The 17272-nt window shown below is 59.5% G+C and carries 15 protein-coding genes; 9 read left to right on the top strand and 6 right to left on the bottom strand.

Translation table 11 applies throughout. The features are described from left to right. Positions 1 to 113 precede the first annotated feature (113 nt). From urtE to ureC, 7 genes are all read left to right on the top strand, one after another. Positions 114 to 812, top strand: coding sequence for an urea ABC transporter ATP-binding subunit UrtE (urtE, locus tag FBY04_RS02010; protein ID WP_007950600.1), 699 nt, complete (start codon positions 114 to 116; stop codon positions 810 to 812). A 30-nt stretch (positions 813 to 842) separates the two neighbouring features. Further along, positions 843 to 1682, top strand: coding sequence for an urease accessory protein UreD (locus FBY04_RS02005; protein ID WP_145314355.1), 840 nt, complete (start codon positions 843 to 845; stop codon positions 1680 to 1682). Between the two features lie 153 nt (positions 1683 to 1835). Beyond that, positions 1836 to 2138, top strand: coding sequence for an urease subunit gamma (gene ureA, locus FBY04_RS02000; RefSeq protein ID WP_007907366.1), 303 nt, complete (start codon positions 1836 to 1838; stop codon positions 2136 to 2138). Positions 2139 to 2147: 9 nt separating this feature from the next. Then, on the top strand, positions 2148 to 2681 hold the full coding sequence (locus tag FBY04_RS01995; protein ID WP_145314354.1) for a GNAT family N-acetyltransferase: 534 nt from the start codon (positions 2148 to 2150) through the stop codon (positions 2679 to 2681). Positions 2682 to 2687: 6 nt separating this feature from the next. After that, complete coding sequence (locus FBY04_RS01990) at positions 2688 to 3221, top strand: GNAT family N-acetyltransferase (RefSeq protein WP_084319250.1); 534 nt, start codon at positions 2688 to 2690, stop codon at positions 3219 to 3221. Beyond that, complete coding sequence (locus FBY04_RS01985) at positions 3221 to 3526, top strand: urease subunit beta (RefSeq protein ID WP_084319252.1); 306 nt, start codon at positions 3221 to 3223, stop codon at positions 3524 to 3526. Before FBY04_RS01990 ends, FBY04_RS01985 begins: the two co-directional genes overlap by 1 nt. Positions 3527 to 3692: 166 nt before the next feature. Further along, positions 3693 to 5393 carry an urease subunit alpha gene (gene ureC, locus FBY04_RS01980; RefSeq protein WP_145314353.1) on the top strand — a complete coding sequence of 567 codons (1701 nt, stop codon included), beginning with the start codon at positions 3693 to 3695 and terminating at the stop codon, positions 5391 to 5393. 73 nt (positions 5394 to 5466) lie between these two features. On the opposite strand, the gene FBY04_RS01975 is transcribed toward ureC, so the two are convergent. Then, positions 5467 to 10377: a dermonecrotic toxin domain-containing protein gene (locus FBY04_RS01975; RefSeq protein ID WP_256666716.1), complete on the bottom strand. Its 4911-nt coding sequence runs from the start codon at positions 10375 to 10377 to the stop codon at positions 5467 to 5469. A 241-nt stretch (positions 10378 to 10618) separates the two neighbouring features. On the opposite strand from FBY04_RS01975, the gene FBY04_RS01970 reads away from it, so the two are divergent. Continuing rightward, positions 10619 to 11740: a sensor histidine kinase KdpD gene (locus FBY04_RS01970; RefSeq protein ID WP_145314352.1), complete on the top strand. Its 1122-nt coding sequence runs from the start codon at positions 10619 to 10621 to the stop codon at positions 11738 to 11740. A 129-nt stretch (positions 11741 to 11869) separates the two neighbouring features. On the opposite strand, the gene FBY04_RS01965 is transcribed toward FBY04_RS01970, so the two are convergent. After that, positions 11870 to 12175, bottom strand: a complete 306-nt coding sequence (locus FBY04_RS01965; RefSeq protein WP_145314351.1) for a chaperone modulator CbpM — start codon at positions 12173 to 12175, stop codon at positions 11870 to 11872. Positions 12176 to 12198: 23 nt separating this feature from the next. After that, positions 12199 to 13146 (bottom strand): DnaJ C-terminal domain-containing protein, encoded by a 948-nt coding sequence (locus FBY04_RS01960; RefSeq protein WP_084319361.1) that lies wholly within the window; start codon positions 13144 to 13146, stop codon positions 12199 to 12201. Between the two features lie 297 nt (positions 13147 to 13443). Between FBY04_RS01960 and FBY04_RS01955 the strand changes: the two genes are divergently transcribed. Continuing rightward, on the top strand, positions 13444 to 14718 hold the full coding sequence (locus FBY04_RS01955; protein WP_084319259.1) for an Hsp70 family protein: 1275 nt from the start codon (positions 13444 to 13446) through the stop codon (positions 14716 to 14718). 114 nt (positions 14719 to 14832) lie between these two features. Here the strand turns inward: FBY04_RS01955 and FBY04_RS01950 are convergent, their stop codons facing one another. The 3 genes from FBY04_RS01950 to FBY04_RS01940 form a co-directional block, all read right to left on the bottom strand. After that, entirely contained in the window at positions 14833 to 15846 is a 1014-nt protein-coding gene (locus tag FBY04_RS01950) for an AI-2E family transporter (RefSeq protein WP_084319261.1), read from the bottom strand. Positions 15847 to 16080: 234 nt separating this feature from the next. Next, positions 16081 to 16386: a PsiF family protein gene (locus tag FBY04_RS01945; RefSeq protein WP_084319263.1), complete on the bottom strand. Its 306-nt coding sequence runs from the start codon at positions 16384 to 16386 to the stop codon at positions 16081 to 16083. Between the two features lie 64 nt (positions 16387 to 16450). After that, positions 16451 to 17245, bottom strand: a complete 795-nt coding sequence (locus FBY04_RS01940; protein WP_178118245.1) for a helix-turn-helix transcriptional regulator — start codon at positions 17243 to 17245, stop codon at positions 16451 to 16453. Between the last annotated feature and the right edge of the window lie 27 nt (positions 17246 to 17272).

Below are 17272 nucleotides of genomic sequence, written 5' to 3'. Positions count from 1 at the left end.
CCTGTAGGAGCCGGCTTGCTGGCGATAGCGGTGGGTCAGCGATATTTATGCTGGCTGATAGGCCGCCATCGCCAGCAAGCCGGTTCCTACAGGGGATTGAGAGGAATTTGAGAATGTTGCAAGTCGACAAGCTGCACCAGTACTACGGCGGTAGCCACATCCTGCGGGGCCTGTCGTTTGACGTGAAGGTCGGTGAAGTCACCTGCCTGCTCGGGCGCAACGGCGTGGGCAAGACCACCCTGCTCAAATGCCTGATGGGTTTACTGCCGGCCAAAGAAGGCGCGGTGAACTGGGAAGGCAAACCGATCACCACGTTCAAGCCACACCAGCGGGTACACGCCGGAATCGCTTACGTGCCTCAGGGCCGGGAGATCTTCGGCCGGTTGACCGTGGAAGAAAACCTGCTGATGGGCCTGTCGCGGTTTCCTGGCAGTGAAGCGAAGGAAGTTCCGGCCTTCATCTACGAGCTGTTCCCGGTGCTGTTGCAAATGAAGCAACGGCGTGGCGGTGACTTGTCCGGTGGCCAACAGCAGCAGTTGGCGATTGGCCGGGCATTGGCCAGCCGACCACGGCTGCTGATCCTCGACGAACCCACCGAAGGCATCCAGCCGTCGGTGATCAAGGAAATCGGCGCGGTGATCAAGAAGCTCGCGGCACGGGGCGACATGGCGATTCTGCTGGTGGAGCAGTTCTACGATTTCGCCGCCGAACTGGCCGATCAATACCTGGTGATGTCACGCGGAGAGATCGTGCAGCAGGGTCGCGGAGAAAATATGGAAGCCGAGGGTGTACGCGGTCTGGTTACGATCTAATCTGCAGCGTCCTGACGAAAACTGAAAACCATGAATTTACCTGCCCACACCACGCTGTTCACGCCTAGCTGGCATGCAGAGCTGGAGCTGGGCTATGCCCGATTCGGCGACAGCACGCGCCCGGTTCAGCGCCGGCACAAAGGTCCGTTGCGGGTGCAGAAGCATCTGTATGCCGAAGGGCCCGAAGTGTGCCAGCACATCATCGTGCATCCGCCCGGCGGGATTGCCGGCGGCGACCGGCTCGATATCAGCGCCAGCGTCGGCCGCGGGGCGTGGGCGCAAATTACCAGCCCCGGCGCGGCCAAGTGGTACCGCGCGGCCGGGCCGGCTTATCAGAAACTTGATCTGAAAGTAGCCAGCGGCGCGACACTGGAGTGGCTGCCGCAAGAGACGATTATCTTCAGCGCCGCCCAGGCCGAGCTCAGTACGTCCATTGATCTTGAAGGCGATGCGCGGTTGTTCTACTGGGACGTCGTCGCACTGGGCCGCCCGGCCAGTGGCGAGCGTTTTGACCTCGGGCATTTTCAGGCGCAGCTGGATATCCGTCGCAACGGCCAGTTGCTCTGGCACGAACGCCAGCGCATTGTCGGGGATGACGGTTTGCTCGATTCGCCGATTGGCCTGGATGGGCAGCCGGTGTTTGCGACGTTGCTGGTAACGGGGGAGATTGATAGTGAGTTGCTGGAGAAATGCCGCTCGCTGCCCCACGATGTGCGCGGGGATTTGACGCAGTTGCCGGGGTTGATCATTGCCCGATGTCTGGCCAGTGAAGCGCTGTTGGCGCGCGCCTGGATGATCGACTTGTGGAGATTGCTCCGGCCTGCGTTGCTTGGCCGAGAAGCAGCCCCCCCCAGAATATGGAGCACCTGAACACCACAACCTGTAGGAGCCGGCTTGCTGGCGATAGCGTCGGCACATTCGACAGATCAGGCGCCTGACAGACCGCTATCGCCAGCAAGCCGGCTCCTACAAGTACGTGTTTACAGTTCCGATTTTTTTTACTGCCCGGATGGATTGCAAACGATGGACCTGACCCCACGCGAAAAAGACAAGCTGCTGATTTTCACCGCCGGCCTCGTCGCCGAACGGCGTTTGGCGCGCGGCGTGAAACTCAATTACCCGGAAGCGATGGCCTACATCTCCGCGGCGCTGCTCGAGGGCGCCCGTGACGGCCAGACCGTGGCCGAGCTGATGCATTTCGGCACCACCCTGCTCAGCCGCGAACAAGTGATGGAAGGCATCCCGGAGATGATCCCGGAGATCCAGGTCGAGGCCACCTTCCCCGATGGCACCAAACTGGTCACCGTCCACCAACCCATCGCCTGAGGCCGCGCCATGACTTATCACATCCGCGATGCGGTGCACGCCGACCTGCCGGCGATACGCGACATCTACAACGACGCCGTGCTCAACACCACGGCGATCTGGAACGAACAGGCCGTCGACCTCGGTAACCGTCAAGCCTGGTTCAGCGCCCGACAAGCCCAGAACTATCCGATCCTGGTGATCGTCGACGGCGATAACAGCGTACTCGGCTACGCTTCATTTGGTGACTGGCGACCGTTCGATGGTTTTCGCCACACCGTCGAGCACTCGGTCTATGTGCGCAGCGATCAGCGCGGCAATGGCCTCGGCCCGCAATTGATGGACGTGCTGATCGAACGTGCCAAAGGCTGCGACAAGCATGTGATGGTCGCTGCCATCGAAAGCGGCAATGCCGCTTCCATCCGCCTGCATGAACGCGTCGGTTTCGTGACCACCGGGCAAATGCCTCAGGTGGGCACCAAGTTCGGCCGCTGGCTGGACCTGACCTTCATGCAACTGACCCTCAACCCTGGCGCCGAACCGCCGCCCGTCAGCAAGGAGTAACGCCCGATGAACGCCGCTCAACTGCGACGCGTCAATGTTGAAAGCTTCGCGCACTATCGCCAGGGTTTGATTGATCTGCTGCTCGACGCCGTGGGCTATGGCGCCAGTGTCGGCTTCATGGCCGATCTGGATGCCACTCAAGCCCGCGCCTATTTCGATGAAGTCCAGGACAACCTGAACAAGGGCAACGTACTGCTGTGGGTGGTGGTCAAGGACGAACAGGTGCAGGCCAGCGTGCAACTGACCCTGTGTCAGAAAGCCAACGGGCTGAACCGTGCCGAAGTGCAGAAACTGCTGGTGCGTGAACACGCGCGCCGTCGCGGATTGGGCCAACAGTTGATGAGCGCTTTGGAACAGGCCGCGCTCCAGCACAAGCGCGGCATGCTCTACCTCGACACCGAAGCCGGCTCCCCCGCCGAGGATTTCTACAAGGCACTGGGTTACACCCGCGCCGGCGAAATTCCCGACTACGCCTGCGACCCGAGCGGCCGCTACAAGCCGACCGCCCTCTATTACAAGATTCTCCAGAGAGCCCATTGATGATTCCAGGTGAATTCCAGATCCAGCCCGGCGACATTGAGCTAAACGTCGGCCGTCGCACCGTCAGCCTGAAAGTGGCCAACAGCGGCGACCGGCCGATCCAGGTCGGCTCGCACTACCACTTTTTCGAAACCAACGACGCCCTCACTTTCGACCGCGCCGCCAGCCGCGGCATGCGCCTGAACATCCCCGCCGGCACCGCCGTGCGTTTCGAACCGGGGCAGAGCCGAGAGGTCGAGTTGGTTGACCTGGCCGGGCATCGCCGGGTGTTCGGGTTTGCCGGGCGGATCATGGGTGACCTTTAAGTCATTCAGCGCCAGTACCGGCCCCATCGCCAGCAAGCCGGCTCCTGCAGGATCGAACTCCAACGCGGAAAAACCGGTGAAATGCGTCCCCTGCAGGAGCCGGCTTGCTGGCGATTAGCGAGCAACGCGAGCGGTCTCAAAATCAATTGAATCCCAAGGCATGCCCATGAAAATCTCAAGACAAGCCTACGCCGACATGTTCGGCCCCACCGTCGGTGACAAGGTCCGCCTGGCCGACACCGAACTGTGGATCGAGGTCGAAAAAGACTTCACCACCTATGGCGAAGAAGTGAAATTCGGCGGCGGCAAAGTCATCCGCGACGGCCAGGGCCAGAGCCAGCTATTGGCCGCCGAAGTCGTCGATACCGTGATCACCAACGCGCTGATCATCGATCACTGGGGCATCGTCAAAGCCGACGTCGGCCTCAAGGACGGGCGCATCGCCGGCATCGGCAAGGCGGGCAATCCGGATGTGCAGCCCAACGTCACCATCGCCATCGGCGCCAGCACTGAAGTCATCGCCGGCGAAGGCATGATCCTCACCGCCGGCGGCATCGACACGCACATCCACTTCATCTGCCCGCAGCAGATCGAAGAAGCCCTGATGAGCGGTGTCACCACGATGATCGGCGGCGGCACCGGCCCGGCCACCGGGACCAACGCCACCACGTGCACCTCCGGCCCATGGCACCTGGCGCGGATGCTTCAAGCGGCAGACGCCTTCCCGATGAACATCGGCCTGACGGGCAAGGGCAACGCCAGCCTGCCGGAGCCGTTGATCGAACAGGTCAAGGCCGGTGCCATCGGTCTCAAGTTGCACGAAGACTGGGGCACCACACCCGCGAGTATCGACAATTGCCTCAGCGTTGCCGATCAGTACGACGTGCAGGTGGCGATCCACACCGACACCCTCAACGAGTCGGGTTTCGTCGAAACCACCCTCGCCGCTTTCAAGGGTCGCACCATCCACACCTATCACACCGAAGGCGCGGGCGGCGGCCACGCCCCGGACATCATCAAGGCCTGCGGGTTTGCCAACGTGCTGCCGAGCTCGACCAATCCGACCCGGCCGTTCACCCGCAACACGATCGACGAACACCTCGACATGCTGATGGTCTGCCACCACCTGGACCCGAGCATTGCCGAAGACGTGGCCTTCGCCGAAAGCCGCATTCGTCGTGAAACCATCGCCGCCGAAGACATCCTCCACGACCTCGGCGCGTTCTCGATGATCAGCTCCGACAGCCAGGCCATGGGCCGCGTCGGTGAAGTCATCACGCGCACCTGGCAGACCGCCGACAAGATGAAAAAGCAACGCGGCCCACTGCCGGGAGATGGCGAAAACAACGACAATTTCCGCGCCAAACGCTACATCGCCAAGTACACGATCAACCCTGCGATCACCCACGGCATCAGTCATGAGGTGGGTTCGATCGAAGTTGGAAAGTGGGCGGATCTGGTGCTCTGGCGCCCGGCGTTCTTCGGGGTCAAACCAACGCTGATCCTCAAGGGCGGCGCCATTGCCGCCAGCCTGATGGGCGATGCCAATGCCTCGATTCCGACACCGCAGCCGGTGCATTACCGTCCGATGTTCGCCAGCTACGGCGGCTCGCTGCATGCCACCAGTCTGACGTTTATCAGCCAGGCTGCGCAGGAGGCCGGTCTGCCTGAAGCCCTGGGTTTGAAGAAGAAAATCGCGGTGGTCAAAGGGTGCCGCGAGGTGCAGAAAACCGATCTGATCCACAACGACTACCTGCCGGACATTGATGTCGATCCGCAGACCTATCAGGTCAAGGCCGACGGCGTATTGCTGTGGTGCGAGCCGGCGGACGTGCTGCCGATGGCCCAGCGGTATTTTCTGTTTTGAGATTCGCCAAGGCATAAAAAACCGGCACGAAGGGCATCATTCTTCGTGCCGGGATTGCTGTTTGTCTATGTACTCAGTTGCCAGGTTCGACCGTAGAGGGAATCTCCAGCCTTTGCAGCTTCGCCCGATCCATCGCCTGTTGGGTCAGGGTTTTAAGCAGTGTCTTCATCTCGTTATAGATCAAGTCCAGCTCGGCGGAATAGGCCTCGTGAGTCATGATCTGTCCTGGGGCAATCTCGCTTTCCGGTTTACCCAGCTCTGCGGCGAGTACCCTCAGCTCCTCTTTCAGGCCGGCCTTTGCCTCAAGCGAAAGATCCTGTTCGGTCGCGCGCTTGTCAAGCGCCATGAAAAACTCCGTCGTCGCATCGATTCGACGCCTGAACACCTTGAACGCGCGACGATTCGAGCCCTGGACGTAAGACTCCCAGAATGGCTGTTCAACGATGGAATCACGCAGCAAATCGCCGGCCTCCAGATCCAGTACCCGCCGATAGGCATCTTCGATCATCTCAGACGTGACGCCCGTGTACGTGCGGAACTGCAGATCACGGGATTGCCAGGGCAGATCCAGTCGCTCGGCCAGGTCCGTCATGTAGCCCAGATGTACCTGGACCTCATCGATGGTCCCCGTAACATGGCCATTGGCATCGACCACCATGTAATCCTCACCGTCCGCCAGTCGACCGGCGATCACTTGGTGGGCAATCCGGCTCAACTCATCCAGACGGGATTTGCCTCTGGCAAGCTGCACCAGTTCAGCCTCCACCAGGCCTGGACTCCCCAGCGCATAGGCTTCGTGGATCAGCACTTCCACACCCATTGAATTGAACAACTGGGCCCCGGCATCCACACAGTTGGTAGCCTCGTCCCTGCCCATGACAAAAAGGTTGCGCCGCAACTCACTGTCCTTGGACATCGCTTCCAGCATTCGCCAGACCTTGCTCGTCATGTCCACTCTGAATGCGTTGTCGTTTTGGAAATGGCTGGACTCAGTGAGCTTCCTGATCTTATTGAAAAAAGACACCGAACCGAATTCGTCCTCGACACTGTTCCATATCGCCTGTTTGGCGACCCAATCCGATCGCGTCAGGCCTTCCTCCCAATCAAGGCTGTCGCGCACACCACGAGGCGGATACGGACGATCGGGGTCCAGGCCCACGGACCTGATGTAGTTTCTGAGCGTGTTCAGAGTATCGGCCGACATCCACTGCCGTTCCCGGCTCACTACCGTCCGAGCCAACATCTCCGCCCCGACAGAGCCGGGCGTAGCCCGAGGGATGACCGTCAGTTCATTGCGTTGAAGATTCAAGTAAAAATGCCGGAATCGGGGTTGAGAAAACAATCCGTCCGGCCAGGTATCAATACCCGTCTCACCCAGCAATACCGTATGCAGCAGGCGCATGCCGCCGATATCCGGCACTCGACCCAGCGGGTTTCCCTGAAGATCCAGACTTTGAAGCCGGGTAAGCCATCTCAAATACGTAGCGCCCTGCGCATCCAGCACAATCCGGTTATCGCCGAGGAACAACTCCGTCAGCCCTACCATTCGTCCCACCGAAGGAGGAAATTGCGTGAGCCGGTTGCGGGTGAGATTCAGCGAACGCAGGCGCGGAAAATGATCAAGAAAGGTGATGTGTGCGTCGGTCATCTCAGTGCCCAGCAAGTTCAGGCTGGTCACGTGCTGAAAATCGGCTTCCAGAGGGGGCATGGTTCCCAAGTGTCGTCCCATGGGCATATTACTGAGGTCAAGCACTGTTCCCTGCAGAGTCTCGAAAGAGTCCACATGCCTGGGCCCGGTTTGCTGCCAGCACTGACGAATGGCCTTGTAAAGTGAGTTTCTGGACTGCCATTCGGCAACGCCGGCAGGGCTGAACCTGTACGCTTCGGTCGGCGAATTCAGCCAGCGCTGGAAGTTGGTATTGAGGCGGTTGAATTCCGCTTCCAGCGCACTGGCCCGCAGCTCCGGGTCATCCTCGTTGCCGCCACCGTCCAGATAAGCCTGGGCTTGCTCTTCCGTCCAGCCCGGCCGCACGCTCCTGACGCGTTCCTGCAACGTCAGGCGACCGGTGAGCCGTCGAATGCCTTGAGGAAGAGGCATTCCACCGAACAGCTTCATCGTCTCGGGATCATAGGCAGGCTTGCGCAGGGGGCTGTCCGCCAGCATCGGGCGAAGCTGGTCACGCGCCAAGGGTGCATTTTGAACGGTGTGCTTGAGTGTCGCGCCTTGATTGATTTCAAAACCCAGTGCTTTGCGTTCAGCGTCAGGCAGGGCATGCAATACCGAAGAAAACAGGTCATCGGAGCCGTGCAGATGGTTGTCCTCGGCATCCCGCGCTTCATAACCGTTTTCCGTGCTGACCAGGACTTTGCGCACATCCGCTTCTTCTGGGCCAATGCTGTCGCGCACACGGCCAGTGAAAGAATGCTCGCGAATCTCGATGCGCACCTCCTGCGGCCAGTTCGGCAAGCTTTCCAGGCTATGCAATGCCAGCCTTTCCGTATCCAGCGCCTGCAGAGAATCAAGGAACAACCCTTCATAGGCACGCGACAGACGCACCTCCAGCGAGGCGGCGCGCGCCTGTTGCCTGAGGTGCAAGCCAATACGCTTTTGCTCGGCCAGCACTCGCAAGTCAGCCGGATCAGCGGCGCTCAGTAACTCCTCTGCCATGTTGGCGGGCAATTGTGCAAAGGCGTCCTGAAGCGTCCTGGCGTCGGCAATGTTCGACTGGGCGTTCTCAGGCAGTTTCCCCATTTCCGCCCACACCTTGAACCGGTTGATAGTGTCGACCAGCAACGCGGGCGGCGCTTCGTTTTCGACATGCAGCCGACGCAACACATCTTCTTCGATACCACTGGCGATACGGATGCGTTCAAGCATTGCATCATCGAACGCTTCTGACTTCGTCCCCAGCCCACGCATGAGCTCGGCCGAGGTCCACTCGACAGGGCGGTCGAGTTCGGTGTGCCAGGTTCCGGCGCCATCGTGGTCAAGCTTTGGCTGGTAAGCTGTTGGCCGGTCCGGATGCTGCATCCTTGGCTCGCCGGTCAGTGGATCGTCCTGCACCGCGAAATATTTGCCGTCGCGCGGCAGCAACGCCTTATCGCCGTGCACGTGAAGGCCTCGCTCGTTGGGCGTCGAGTCGGCACTCAAACTGACTTGATGCTCGTACGGGCTCAAGTCCGGGTTCCAGAGGCGGGTCTTGCCGTCAGCGAGTACGACCGGTTTCAACTGATCGACAAAAGGCGAGGGCTTGACCGCAGCTGCCACTCCCGTCGGTAAAACATGGCCTGCAAACATGATCGCCAGCTGTGCTGCATTGATTAAGACGCCGGTGAGGTGTGCGGCCGCTTCCTCCTTGTCGCCCTTGCTCCAGTCCTCGATGCCCTCCATGGTTTCAAGCAGCATTTGCCCGACCATGATGCTCAACACGGCCTCCCCCAGCCCCGGCACCAGCATCGCGCCGAAGTTAAACACGTTCCAGCCGGTATTCAGGTAGCTCGTCAGTCGCTTCCAGCGAGCGTCAGCATCTTCATCACCCGTGGGAACGGCAATGTGCCGCGCATCGGCGATAGCCTTGTCACAGCGCCATCGACTGAGCAGAGGCCAGAGTTCGCCGTCAATCACGTTGGTGATCGGTTCCGCATCAGGGTTTTCCACTGCGGTTTCCCGCCACCACGGGCTCATGCTCAACGGTTCACGCTGGTGCCAGGTAAACGTGGTGAAGCGCTCCCTGACGCGAGCGAAAAACCTGCCCTTGTCTTTTTGCGGCACGAAGCGGCTGAAAAACTGTTGATAGTCCGAAGAGCGCAGCTGGCTCGTCAGCTCCTTCATGAAATCGGTGAAGGATTTATATTCCTTGAGAGGGTGTTCGGGATCGTCGGGCACATAAGCGATCAGGGCACCGTCGAGCCGACTTTGATTATCGATATCTTCGCGGCGCAGCATCTCATCGACGGCACCGCTGGGACCGTTGGCAAAAAAGGCTTTGAGAAACTTGAACTGGTCAAATTCCTGCCCGGGCAAAATGACCAGTTTGCGTGCCCAATCCATCATTACTCGTTGATGTGCCGGCTCCAGGGCGTCGTAAATCTTTTTGATTTTCGTCGGATCTGCCACGGCACTGAACAACACGATACCCGACAGTTTCACGCCCATAAGGGACAGTCGATGAGACTGTAACGGGCGTTTGCCCATCGTGATGTTTGTCTGGTTGTCTCGCAGTTGCTGCAACTTGCCGTACGCATAAGAAGTGATATCGCCCTTCAAATAGGCAATCAGCGCCGACTCATTGAACGCAGCTTTTTCGGTCCCGATGAAGTGTTGCTCGAGTGAGGCCTTTGCACCTGCCGCCGCAGGGGCCAGCAACCCTGTGAGGTGTCGCTGATATTGCGCACCGAGATCCAGATCCCGGCAAAGGCTCGCAAAACGCTCGATGGTCAGCGGATGGCGCTTCGGGGCTCCTTCGGTGTCAGTGATGAAAATGCCGGAGCCATCCCGAAAGGCGCCGGCGCGGGTTTCAGAGTCCTCGAAGTTATGGAGCGCGGCTTCCAGCAGAGATGACTCCCTGAGCCGGCTGGCATTGTTATCGATGCCAAACCCCAGGAGGGCTGGAATATAAAGCCGTACCGACGTCGCATGAACATCCAGTTCCAGATTCAGCTTTTCTTTCAGCGCCTGAACCAGCAAGGGTTCAGCGAACCGGGAGATGTCCTTTTGTAAATCGCCCAGAGTTCGATCCAGGTGGTCTTGCAATCGCCAGCGCTCACTCATGAGTTCGTTGAGGTATTGACGATCGATAGCGCTCGCCTTGATGTACCACTCGGGGAATTCGGGCTTCAGACCCGGCGTTGACACACGCTTTGATATGGACGGATTTTTTATGGATGCAGGAACTTTGGTTGCAAAGTAATTCAAATAAACATTGGTACTTTCAGTTACCTCTTGAGCAACATCGGAAACAGGTCCTCCTGACAATTCATTCATTGCGCATGTATCCCTATGCGTTTGAGAAGAACGTCTAGCTTATTCACTACCTGAAAAAACAAAAGGTTAAATAACTGTTGGAAAACAGCGATAAAACAATCAACCCCTCCAAACTTGCGAATCTAAAAAACAATTAAATACCGCCCGCAACATTCGCAAGCCTGATCCGGCTTGTCAGGGGTGGTTTTTACCCGTCTGCAAAGGAGCTAAGATGCCAAGACTTTCCAGCCAGGTAACAGCCATGCGCTTATCCGAATTCATCAGGCAACACGTGGACCGTATCGTCGATGAATGGGAACAGTTCGCCAGAACGATCACCCCGGCCGCCGAGCACATGGACCGAGTGGCGTTACGCGACCATGCCACGGAGATTCTGTTGGCGGCAGCGCGGGACATGACCACCGCGCAAACCGCCAGCGAACAACAGGCCAAGGCCAAGGGCGAAGGCCCGGAGAAAACCCCGAGCCTGGACGAGGCCGGTGCCAGCCATGGCGAATTGAGGCACACCGTGGGCTTTGACCTGGTGCAGATGACCAGCGAATTTCGCCATTTGCGCGCCTGTGTGATTCGGTTGTGGGTCGATAGCCTGAAGTCGCCGGACCTGGCTTATTTTCAGGACATGATTCGTTTCAACGAGGCGATTGACGAAGCCCTCGCCGAGTCCACCGCGGCTTATGCCGAACAGGTCAACCACTCAAGGGATCTGTTTCTGGCGATCCTCGGGCATGACCTGCGCGCGCCTTTGCAGGCCGTGACCATGTCCACCGAACTGCTGCTGCGCAAAACAACGCTTGAAGGCGATGCGCTGGCCTGCGCGAACAACATCAAGCGTGGCGCGCGGCACATGGCGGTGATGGTCAGTGATTTGCTGGAGCTGGTGCGCAGTCGCCTGGGCAAGAACCTGCCGATCGAACCGGCACCGATGGACCTGGCCGATGCGGTGCACAGGGCGATAGCCGAAGCCTGTGCCGGCAACCCGGAGTGCGATCCAACCCTGAAAATAGAGGGTGATACGCGAGGTGTCTGGGATGGCGGACGCCTGAGTCAGTTGCTGCAAAACCTGATCGGCAACGCGTTGCAGCATGGCTCGAACAAACAGGATGTCACGGTCACCCTGAGCGGCGAACCCGATGCCGTTCGCCTCTCGGTGCATAACTACGGCATACCGATTCCAGAGGACGCGATTGGCACGATTTTCGATCCCCTGGTGCGCAGCGCCGACGAAGAACTCGGCGCCCCCTCCACCAGCCTTGGCCTGGGATTGTTTATTGTCAAGGAAGTGGTGAATGCACACGGTGGAACGATTGAAGTCAGCTCGAATGAAGCTGACGGGACGTTGTTTACGGTGGTGTTGCCCAGATAGACCGCCGTGCACGGTGATGAACTGTAGGAGCCGGCTTGCTGGCGATGGGGGCAACGCGGTCTGTCTGACTCACCGCATCATCGTTCATCGCCAGCAAGCCGGCTCCTACAGGATTCGAATTGGCTTCAGCTATTCGACCACCAACCGCCCCAACCGCTGCCTGAGCATTCGGTTCTCGGCCCGCAGTTGCCGGACTTCCTCAAGCAGGTCCAGCGCCAGGGCGACGCCTTCCCACTCCAGCTCCAGATCGTGCCGCAACTTGGCGGCACGCTTGGCCAATACCAGCTCGTAATCGGTGAAGCGCCAATCCTTGGGCTGCTTGCCCTGAGGTTCGAGGATGCCGTGCTCGACGATTTCGATCACGTAGACGTCCGACAATTCGGTCGCCTCACAGAATTCTGCCATGTCCAGTTGAACGATCAGGGGGTTGCTCATGATGGGCTACTCCTTCTCTTGGATCAGAAGTTTTCTCTTGGGTTGAAAGCCGCTTTTTTGGCCAGCTCCTGCCACAACGCCTTCACTTCATCGTCCGAGGCTTTAGGCATGACAGCCTTGAGTTGTACGAACAGATAACCCCGATGGCCGGCCTTGTTCAGCAAACCGTGGCCCTTGGCGCGCATGCGCTGGCCGTTCTGGCTGCCGGCCGGGACCTTGAGGTTGATCTTGCCTGTCAGTGTAGGCACAGCCACTTCGGCGCCCAGCGCCAATTCCCATGGCGCCAGCGGCAGAGTGATGATCAGGTTCTCGCCTTCGACATCGAATTTCGGGTGCGGCGCAAACCGGATGGTCAGGTACAGATCGCCATTGGCCCCGCCGCCGACGCCCGGCGCGCCCTGCCCCTTGAGGCGGATGCGTTCGCCGTCGGTGACGCCGGCCGGGATCTTCACATTCAGGCTTTTGCTGGTGTTGCTGACGTGCTGGCCCGCCGCGTTGTACTGCGGCACCTGAAAGGTGACCTTCTTCGATTCGTTCGAGAGGGTTTCTTCCAGAAAAATCCCTAATTCCATTTCCACGTCTTGCCCTCGACGTCCGGCACTGCGACGCGACTCTCCCGCACCAAAACCGGGGCCACGGTTACCGAAGATCGAACTGAAAAAGTCCGAAAAATCGCCCGAGTCCTGACCACCGCCAAATCCACCGGCACCACGGCCCTGCCAACCCGGCGGGCCCTGGAACGGTTGGCCGTGCTGACCGTATTTGCGCAAGTCGTCGTATTCGGCGCGCTTGTCGGCGCTTTTCAGCGCTTCATAGGCTTCCGAGGCGTCCTTGAACTTGGACTCGGCGTCCTTTTCCTTGCTGACGTCCGGGTGGTATTTGCGCGCCAGCTTGCGATAAGCCGCTTTAATCGTCTTATCGTCCGCGGTCGGTTCCACACCGAGAATCTTGTAATAGTCTTTGAAGTCCATCGTGGGAATCACCATCCATTATCAAAATCGCGCCACCTGCCTCAGCATGCTCTTTTTTGCCGCACGAGGGTTGACCGATCTCAAGTGTTGACCGGGCAGCGCACCAGAAGTTTATCGGCAGCAGAAGACAGTTCTTGCGACCGTCCGATGGCTGCCAGGCTCAATGCAGACAAGTTTGGGGCATCTTTCCAGCTTATCAAGGCGCTATTGGCTGAGATTTAGCGGATAGTCGGCCTTCGAATCTGCGCCGCACTGACATACACTGCGCGGCCGTTTTTTAACCGGAACCTGAAAGACATGAAAAACGCATCTCCAGCCCGTGCCTGTGGTATCGACTTCGGCACGTCCAACTCCACCGTCGGCTGGCTGCGCCCCGGCATGGAAACGCTGATTGCGCTGGAGGACGACAAGATCACCCTGCCCTCGGTGGTTTTCTTCAACATGGAAGAACGCCGCCCGGTGTACGGCCGGCTGGCGCTGCACGAGTACCTGGAAGGCTACGAAGGCCGGTTGATGCGCTCGCTCAAGAGCCTGCTGGGTTCCAAGCTGATCAAGCACGACACCAGCGTGCTCGGCACGGCGATGCCGTTCAAGGACCTGCTCGGGCTGTTCATCGGCCAATTGAAGAAACGCGCCGAAACAGCCGCCGGTCGCGAATTCGACGAAGTGGTGCTGGGTCGTCCTGTGTTTTTCGTCGATGACGACGAAATGGCTGACCAGGAAGCGGAAAACACTTTGGTGGACGTGGCCCGCGCCATCGGCTTCAAGGATGTGTCGTTCCAGTACGAGCCGATTGCGGCGGCGTTCGACTATGAGTCGACCATCGAAAAGGAAGAGCTGGTACTGATCGTCGACATCGGCGGTGGTACGTCGGACTTCTCGCTGGTGCGCCTGTCGCCCGAGCGCCGCAACCACGACAACCGTCACGATGACATCCTCGCCACCGGCGGCGTGCACATCGGCGGGACCGATTTCGACAAGCAGCTGAGCCTGCAAGGCCTGATGCCGCTGTTCGGCTACGGCAGCCGCATGAAGAGTGGCGCCTACATGCCGACCAGCCACCACATGAACCTGGCGACCTGGCACACGATCAACTCGGTGTACTCGCAGAAGTCGACCCTGGCCCTGGGCAGCATGCGCTACGACATCGAAGACACCGGCGGTATCGACCGTCTGTTCAAGCTGATCGAGCAACGCGCCGGGCACTGGCTGGCGATGGAAGTGGAAGAAACCAAGATCCAGCTGACCCACGCCGACAGCCGTCATGTGCCGCTGGACCGCATCGAGCCGGGCCTGAGCGTGGAGCTGAGCCGGGCGCTGTTCGAATCGGCCATCGACAACCTGCTGGAGCGCGTGCGCAACAGCGTGACCCAACTGCTGAACGACGCCAACGTGCGGGTCGATCAGGTGGATACGGTGTTCTTCACTGGCGGCTCGAGCGGGATTCCGGCGTTGCGCAACAGCGTGTCGGCGATGTTGCCGAATGCGCGGCATGTGGAAGGGAACATCTTCGGCAGCATCGGCAGCGGCCTGGCGATCGAAGCGGCCAAGCGTTACGGCCCGATGGACTGATCCAGAACCGGGTCGCGTCCATCGCTGGCAAGCCAGCTCCTACAGGGTATGCGTTGCTCTTGTCGGAGCTGGCTTGCCAGCGATGGCGTCAGAACAGGCGACACATTCCCTGGATCAAACCATCCCCACCTGCTTCAACTCACTCTTCAGATACGCGTAATAAATCGGCCCCGCCACCACTCCCGGCAGGCCGAACGCGGCCTCGAACACCAGCATTGCCAGCAGCAACTCCCACGACTTGGCACTGATCTGCCCGCCGACAATGCGCGCGTTGAGGAAGTATTCGAGCTTGTGGATAACGATCAGATAACCCAGGGCCGCCACCGCGACCCAGATCGACAGCGACAAACCGACGATGGTGATCAGCGTATTCGACATCAGGTTGCCGATCACCGGCAGCAGGCCGAGCAGGAAGGTCAGCACGATCAGGGTCTTGGTCAGCGGCAGCTTGATGCCGAACATCGGCAGGACCACCGCCAGGAAAATCCCGGTGAAGAAGGTGTTGAGCAGGGAAATCTTGATCTGGGCGAACACGATGTTGCGGAAGGCCTGCACCAGCAGGTGCAAACGATCGAACAGTGCGGCGGCCAGCGGCTTGCGCTTGGTCACGTCCGGCACACGTTGCAGGGCAATGATCGCCCCCAGCACCATACCGATCAGCAGCGTCACGAACATGTGCGCCGCGTCTTTGCCGACCAGCTGCAAGTCGCTGAGGTGTTTGCTCACCCACTCGCCGATGGCCACGCGGAACTCGGCGGCGCTGGCGGGCAGGTAGGCGTCGATGAACGGCGGCAGTTGCCCGCGCGCACGGTCGACCACGCCCATGAATTTATCGAGGGAAGCCCCGGGGTTTTCCGCTTCATGCAGCAGGAAGCTGATGGCCCCGGCAAAGACCAGCGCCAGCACACTCACCACCAGCGTCCCCAGCAACGCCACCGCCAGCCAGCGCGCACGCCGACCTTCGATCAGCCGCTGCAATTGCGGGGTAAGCATGTTGACCAGTTCGAACACCAGCAAACCGGCGAGCAGGCTCGGCAGCAAGCGCAGCGGAATCACCAGCAGCAAACCACCAAAGATGATGACCCAACTGATCAGCAGCAAAACTTGGCGTTGAGAAAACGTTGGCATACAGCCTCAAAACGAGCGGCGTAAAAGGATTGGCAGTCTGCCAGCGTTCGGGTGTCAGCACTAGGGATTGTGTGGGGCGACCTTGGTCGGGGGCTCGGGCGTTTTTTTTGCAGTGCCCTTGCCGACCTCATCGCGAGCAAGCCCGCTCCCACAGTGGAACTGTGCACGCTGGACAAATGTGGGAGCGGGCTTACTCGCGAAGAGGCCCTGACAGCCGCCACCTATCCCCAATGTTTATTTCTTCTTCAGGCAATCACTCATGAACGCCTTGCGCTCATCACCCTTGAGGGCTTTGGTCGCCGCATCGGCATTACAGGTTTTCATCTTCTCTTGTTGAGGGGTCAAGGCTTTCGCGTCATTGGCGGCTGGCGCGGCTTTAAGGCAGGTGCTCATGAAGGCTTTGCGCTCATCGCCCTTGAGGCTCTTCGCGGTAGCGTCGGCATTGCAGGTGGTCATCTTGTTCTGTTGGGCAGTGGCGGCGAAGCCTTGGGAACACAGCAGCAAACCGATCATCAACAAAGGGACACGCAACATCTTCATGGAGTTTTCTCCTTGTTGCCGCACCGAGGGGCACGGCCTCGCTCTGGAGTGTAGACAAAGCCTGTTACACCTTCCTGTTCTCGAGATGGCTGCGTCGATACTGTTCCGGCGTGCACCCGGCCTGACGTTGAAACATCGCGATGAACGCCGAACCGGTGCTGTAACCCATGTCGAAAGCGATCTCCTGAATGCTGCGGTGACTGTCGAGTGCCTCGATCGCAGCCAGAAAGCGCAAGCGCTGCCGCCACTCGCCGAAACTCATACCCAATTCGCGCACAAACTGCCGCGCCAGCGTGCGCTCGCTGACGTGGATCTGCGTAGCCCACGCCGACAGCGGCCGGTTATCCCCGGGCTCGGCCTGCAAGGCTTCCAGTATGCCGAGCAGCCCGGGGCTGCTGGCGTAGGGCAAGTAGCACTGGTGAACGGGCGCCTGTTGCAGCTGATCCACCAGCACCTGGGCCAGGCGCTTGTCCGCAGCCTGTTCGGGAATTTTCACATCACGAGCGGCGAAGTCCTTGAGGATCGCTTTGAGAATGTCGCTGATTGCCAACGTGCAGGCCTGCGGTGGCAGTTCCTGGCAAAGCGACGGCGCGAGGCAGACCGCGCGGTAGTTGATCGGCTGATTGCTGTAAAAACTGTGCTCGATCTGCGGCGGCACCCACACGGCATATTGCGGTGGCGACATGAACCGGCTGCTGCCGATTTCCATGTGCAGGACACCGTTGGCCGAATACTCCAGCGTGCCCCAGGGGTGACGGTGGGCCGAGGCATATTCGTGGGTATCGAAGTCGGCATAACGGAAGTAGACCGGCGAAGGCAATTCGCTGAAGTCCAGCAGGTCGATGTGTTTACTGGTCATGCTGTCCGTCATCCGGGGCGGGTTGTC

Origin of the sequence: Pseudomonas sp. SJZ080 (genome assembly GCF_007828295.1) — a bacterium.
In the GTDB taxonomy this organism is placed as follows: Bacteria; Pseudomonadota; Gammaproteobacteria; order Pseudomonadales; family Pseudomonadaceae; genus Aquipseudomonas; species Aquipseudomonas migulae_A.
This window is presented reverse-complemented; position numbering and strand designations above follow the sequence as displayed.

Bases quoted from the DNA above. Each gene is read 5' to 3' on its own strand.
- FBY04_RS01945 (WP_084319263.1), bottom strand. From the start codon at position 16,386: ATGAAGATGTTGCGTGTCCCTTTGTTGATGATCGGTTTGCTGCTGTGT.
- FBY04_RS01985 (WP_084319252.1), top strand. From the start codon at position 3,221: ATGATTCCAGGTGAATTCCAGATCCAGCCCGGCGACATTGAGCTAAAC.
- FBY04_RS01975 (WP_256666716.1), bottom strand. From the start codon at position 10,377: ATGAATGAATTGTCAGGAGGACCTGTTTCCGATGTTGCTCAAGAGGTA.
- urtE (WP_007950600.1), top strand. From the start codon at position 114: ATGTTGCAAGTCGACAAGCTGCACCAGTACTACGGCGGTAGCCACATC.
- FBY04_RS02005 (WP_145314355.1), top strand. From the start codon at position 843: ATGAATTTACCTGCCCACACCACGCTGTTCACGCCTAGCTGGCATGCA.
- FBY04_RS01990 (WP_084319250.1), top strand. From the start codon at position 2,688: ATGAACGCCGCTCAACTGCGACGCGTCAATGTTGAAAGCTTCGCGCAC.
- FBY04_RS01995 (WP_145314354.1), top strand. From the start codon at position 2,148: ATGACTTATCACATCCGCGATGCGGTGCACGCCGACCTGCCGGCGATA.
- FBY04_RS01950 (WP_084319261.1), bottom strand. From the start codon at position 15,846: ATGCCAACGTTTTCTCAACGCCAAGTTTTGCTGCTGATCAGTTGGGTC.
- FBY04_RS01965 (WP_145314351.1), bottom strand. From the start codon at position 12,175: ATGAGCAACCCCCTGATCGTTCAACTGGACATGGCAGAATTCTGTGAG.
- FBY04_RS01955 (WP_084319259.1), top strand. From the start codon at position 13,444: ATGAAAAACGCATCTCCAGCCCGTGCCTGTGGTATCGACTTCGGCACG.
- ureA (WP_007907366.1), top strand. From the start codon at position 1,836: ATGGACCTGACCCCACGCGAAAAAGACAAGCTGCTGATTTTCACCGCC.
- ureC (WP_145314353.1), top strand. From the start codon at position 3,693: ATGAAAATCTCAAGACAAGCCTACGCCGACATGTTCGGCCCCACCGTC.
- FBY04_RS01960 (WP_084319361.1), bottom strand. From the start codon at position 13,146: ATGGACTTCAAAGACTATTACAAGATTCTCGGTGTGGAACCGACCGCG.
- FBY04_RS01970 (WP_145314352.1), top strand. From the start codon at position 10,619: ATGCGCTTATCCGAATTCATCAGGCAACACGTGGACCGTATCGTCGAT.
- FBY04_RS01940 (WP_178118245.1), bottom strand. From the start codon at position 17,245: ATGACCAGTAAACACATCGACCTGCTGGACTTCAGCGAATTGCCTTCG.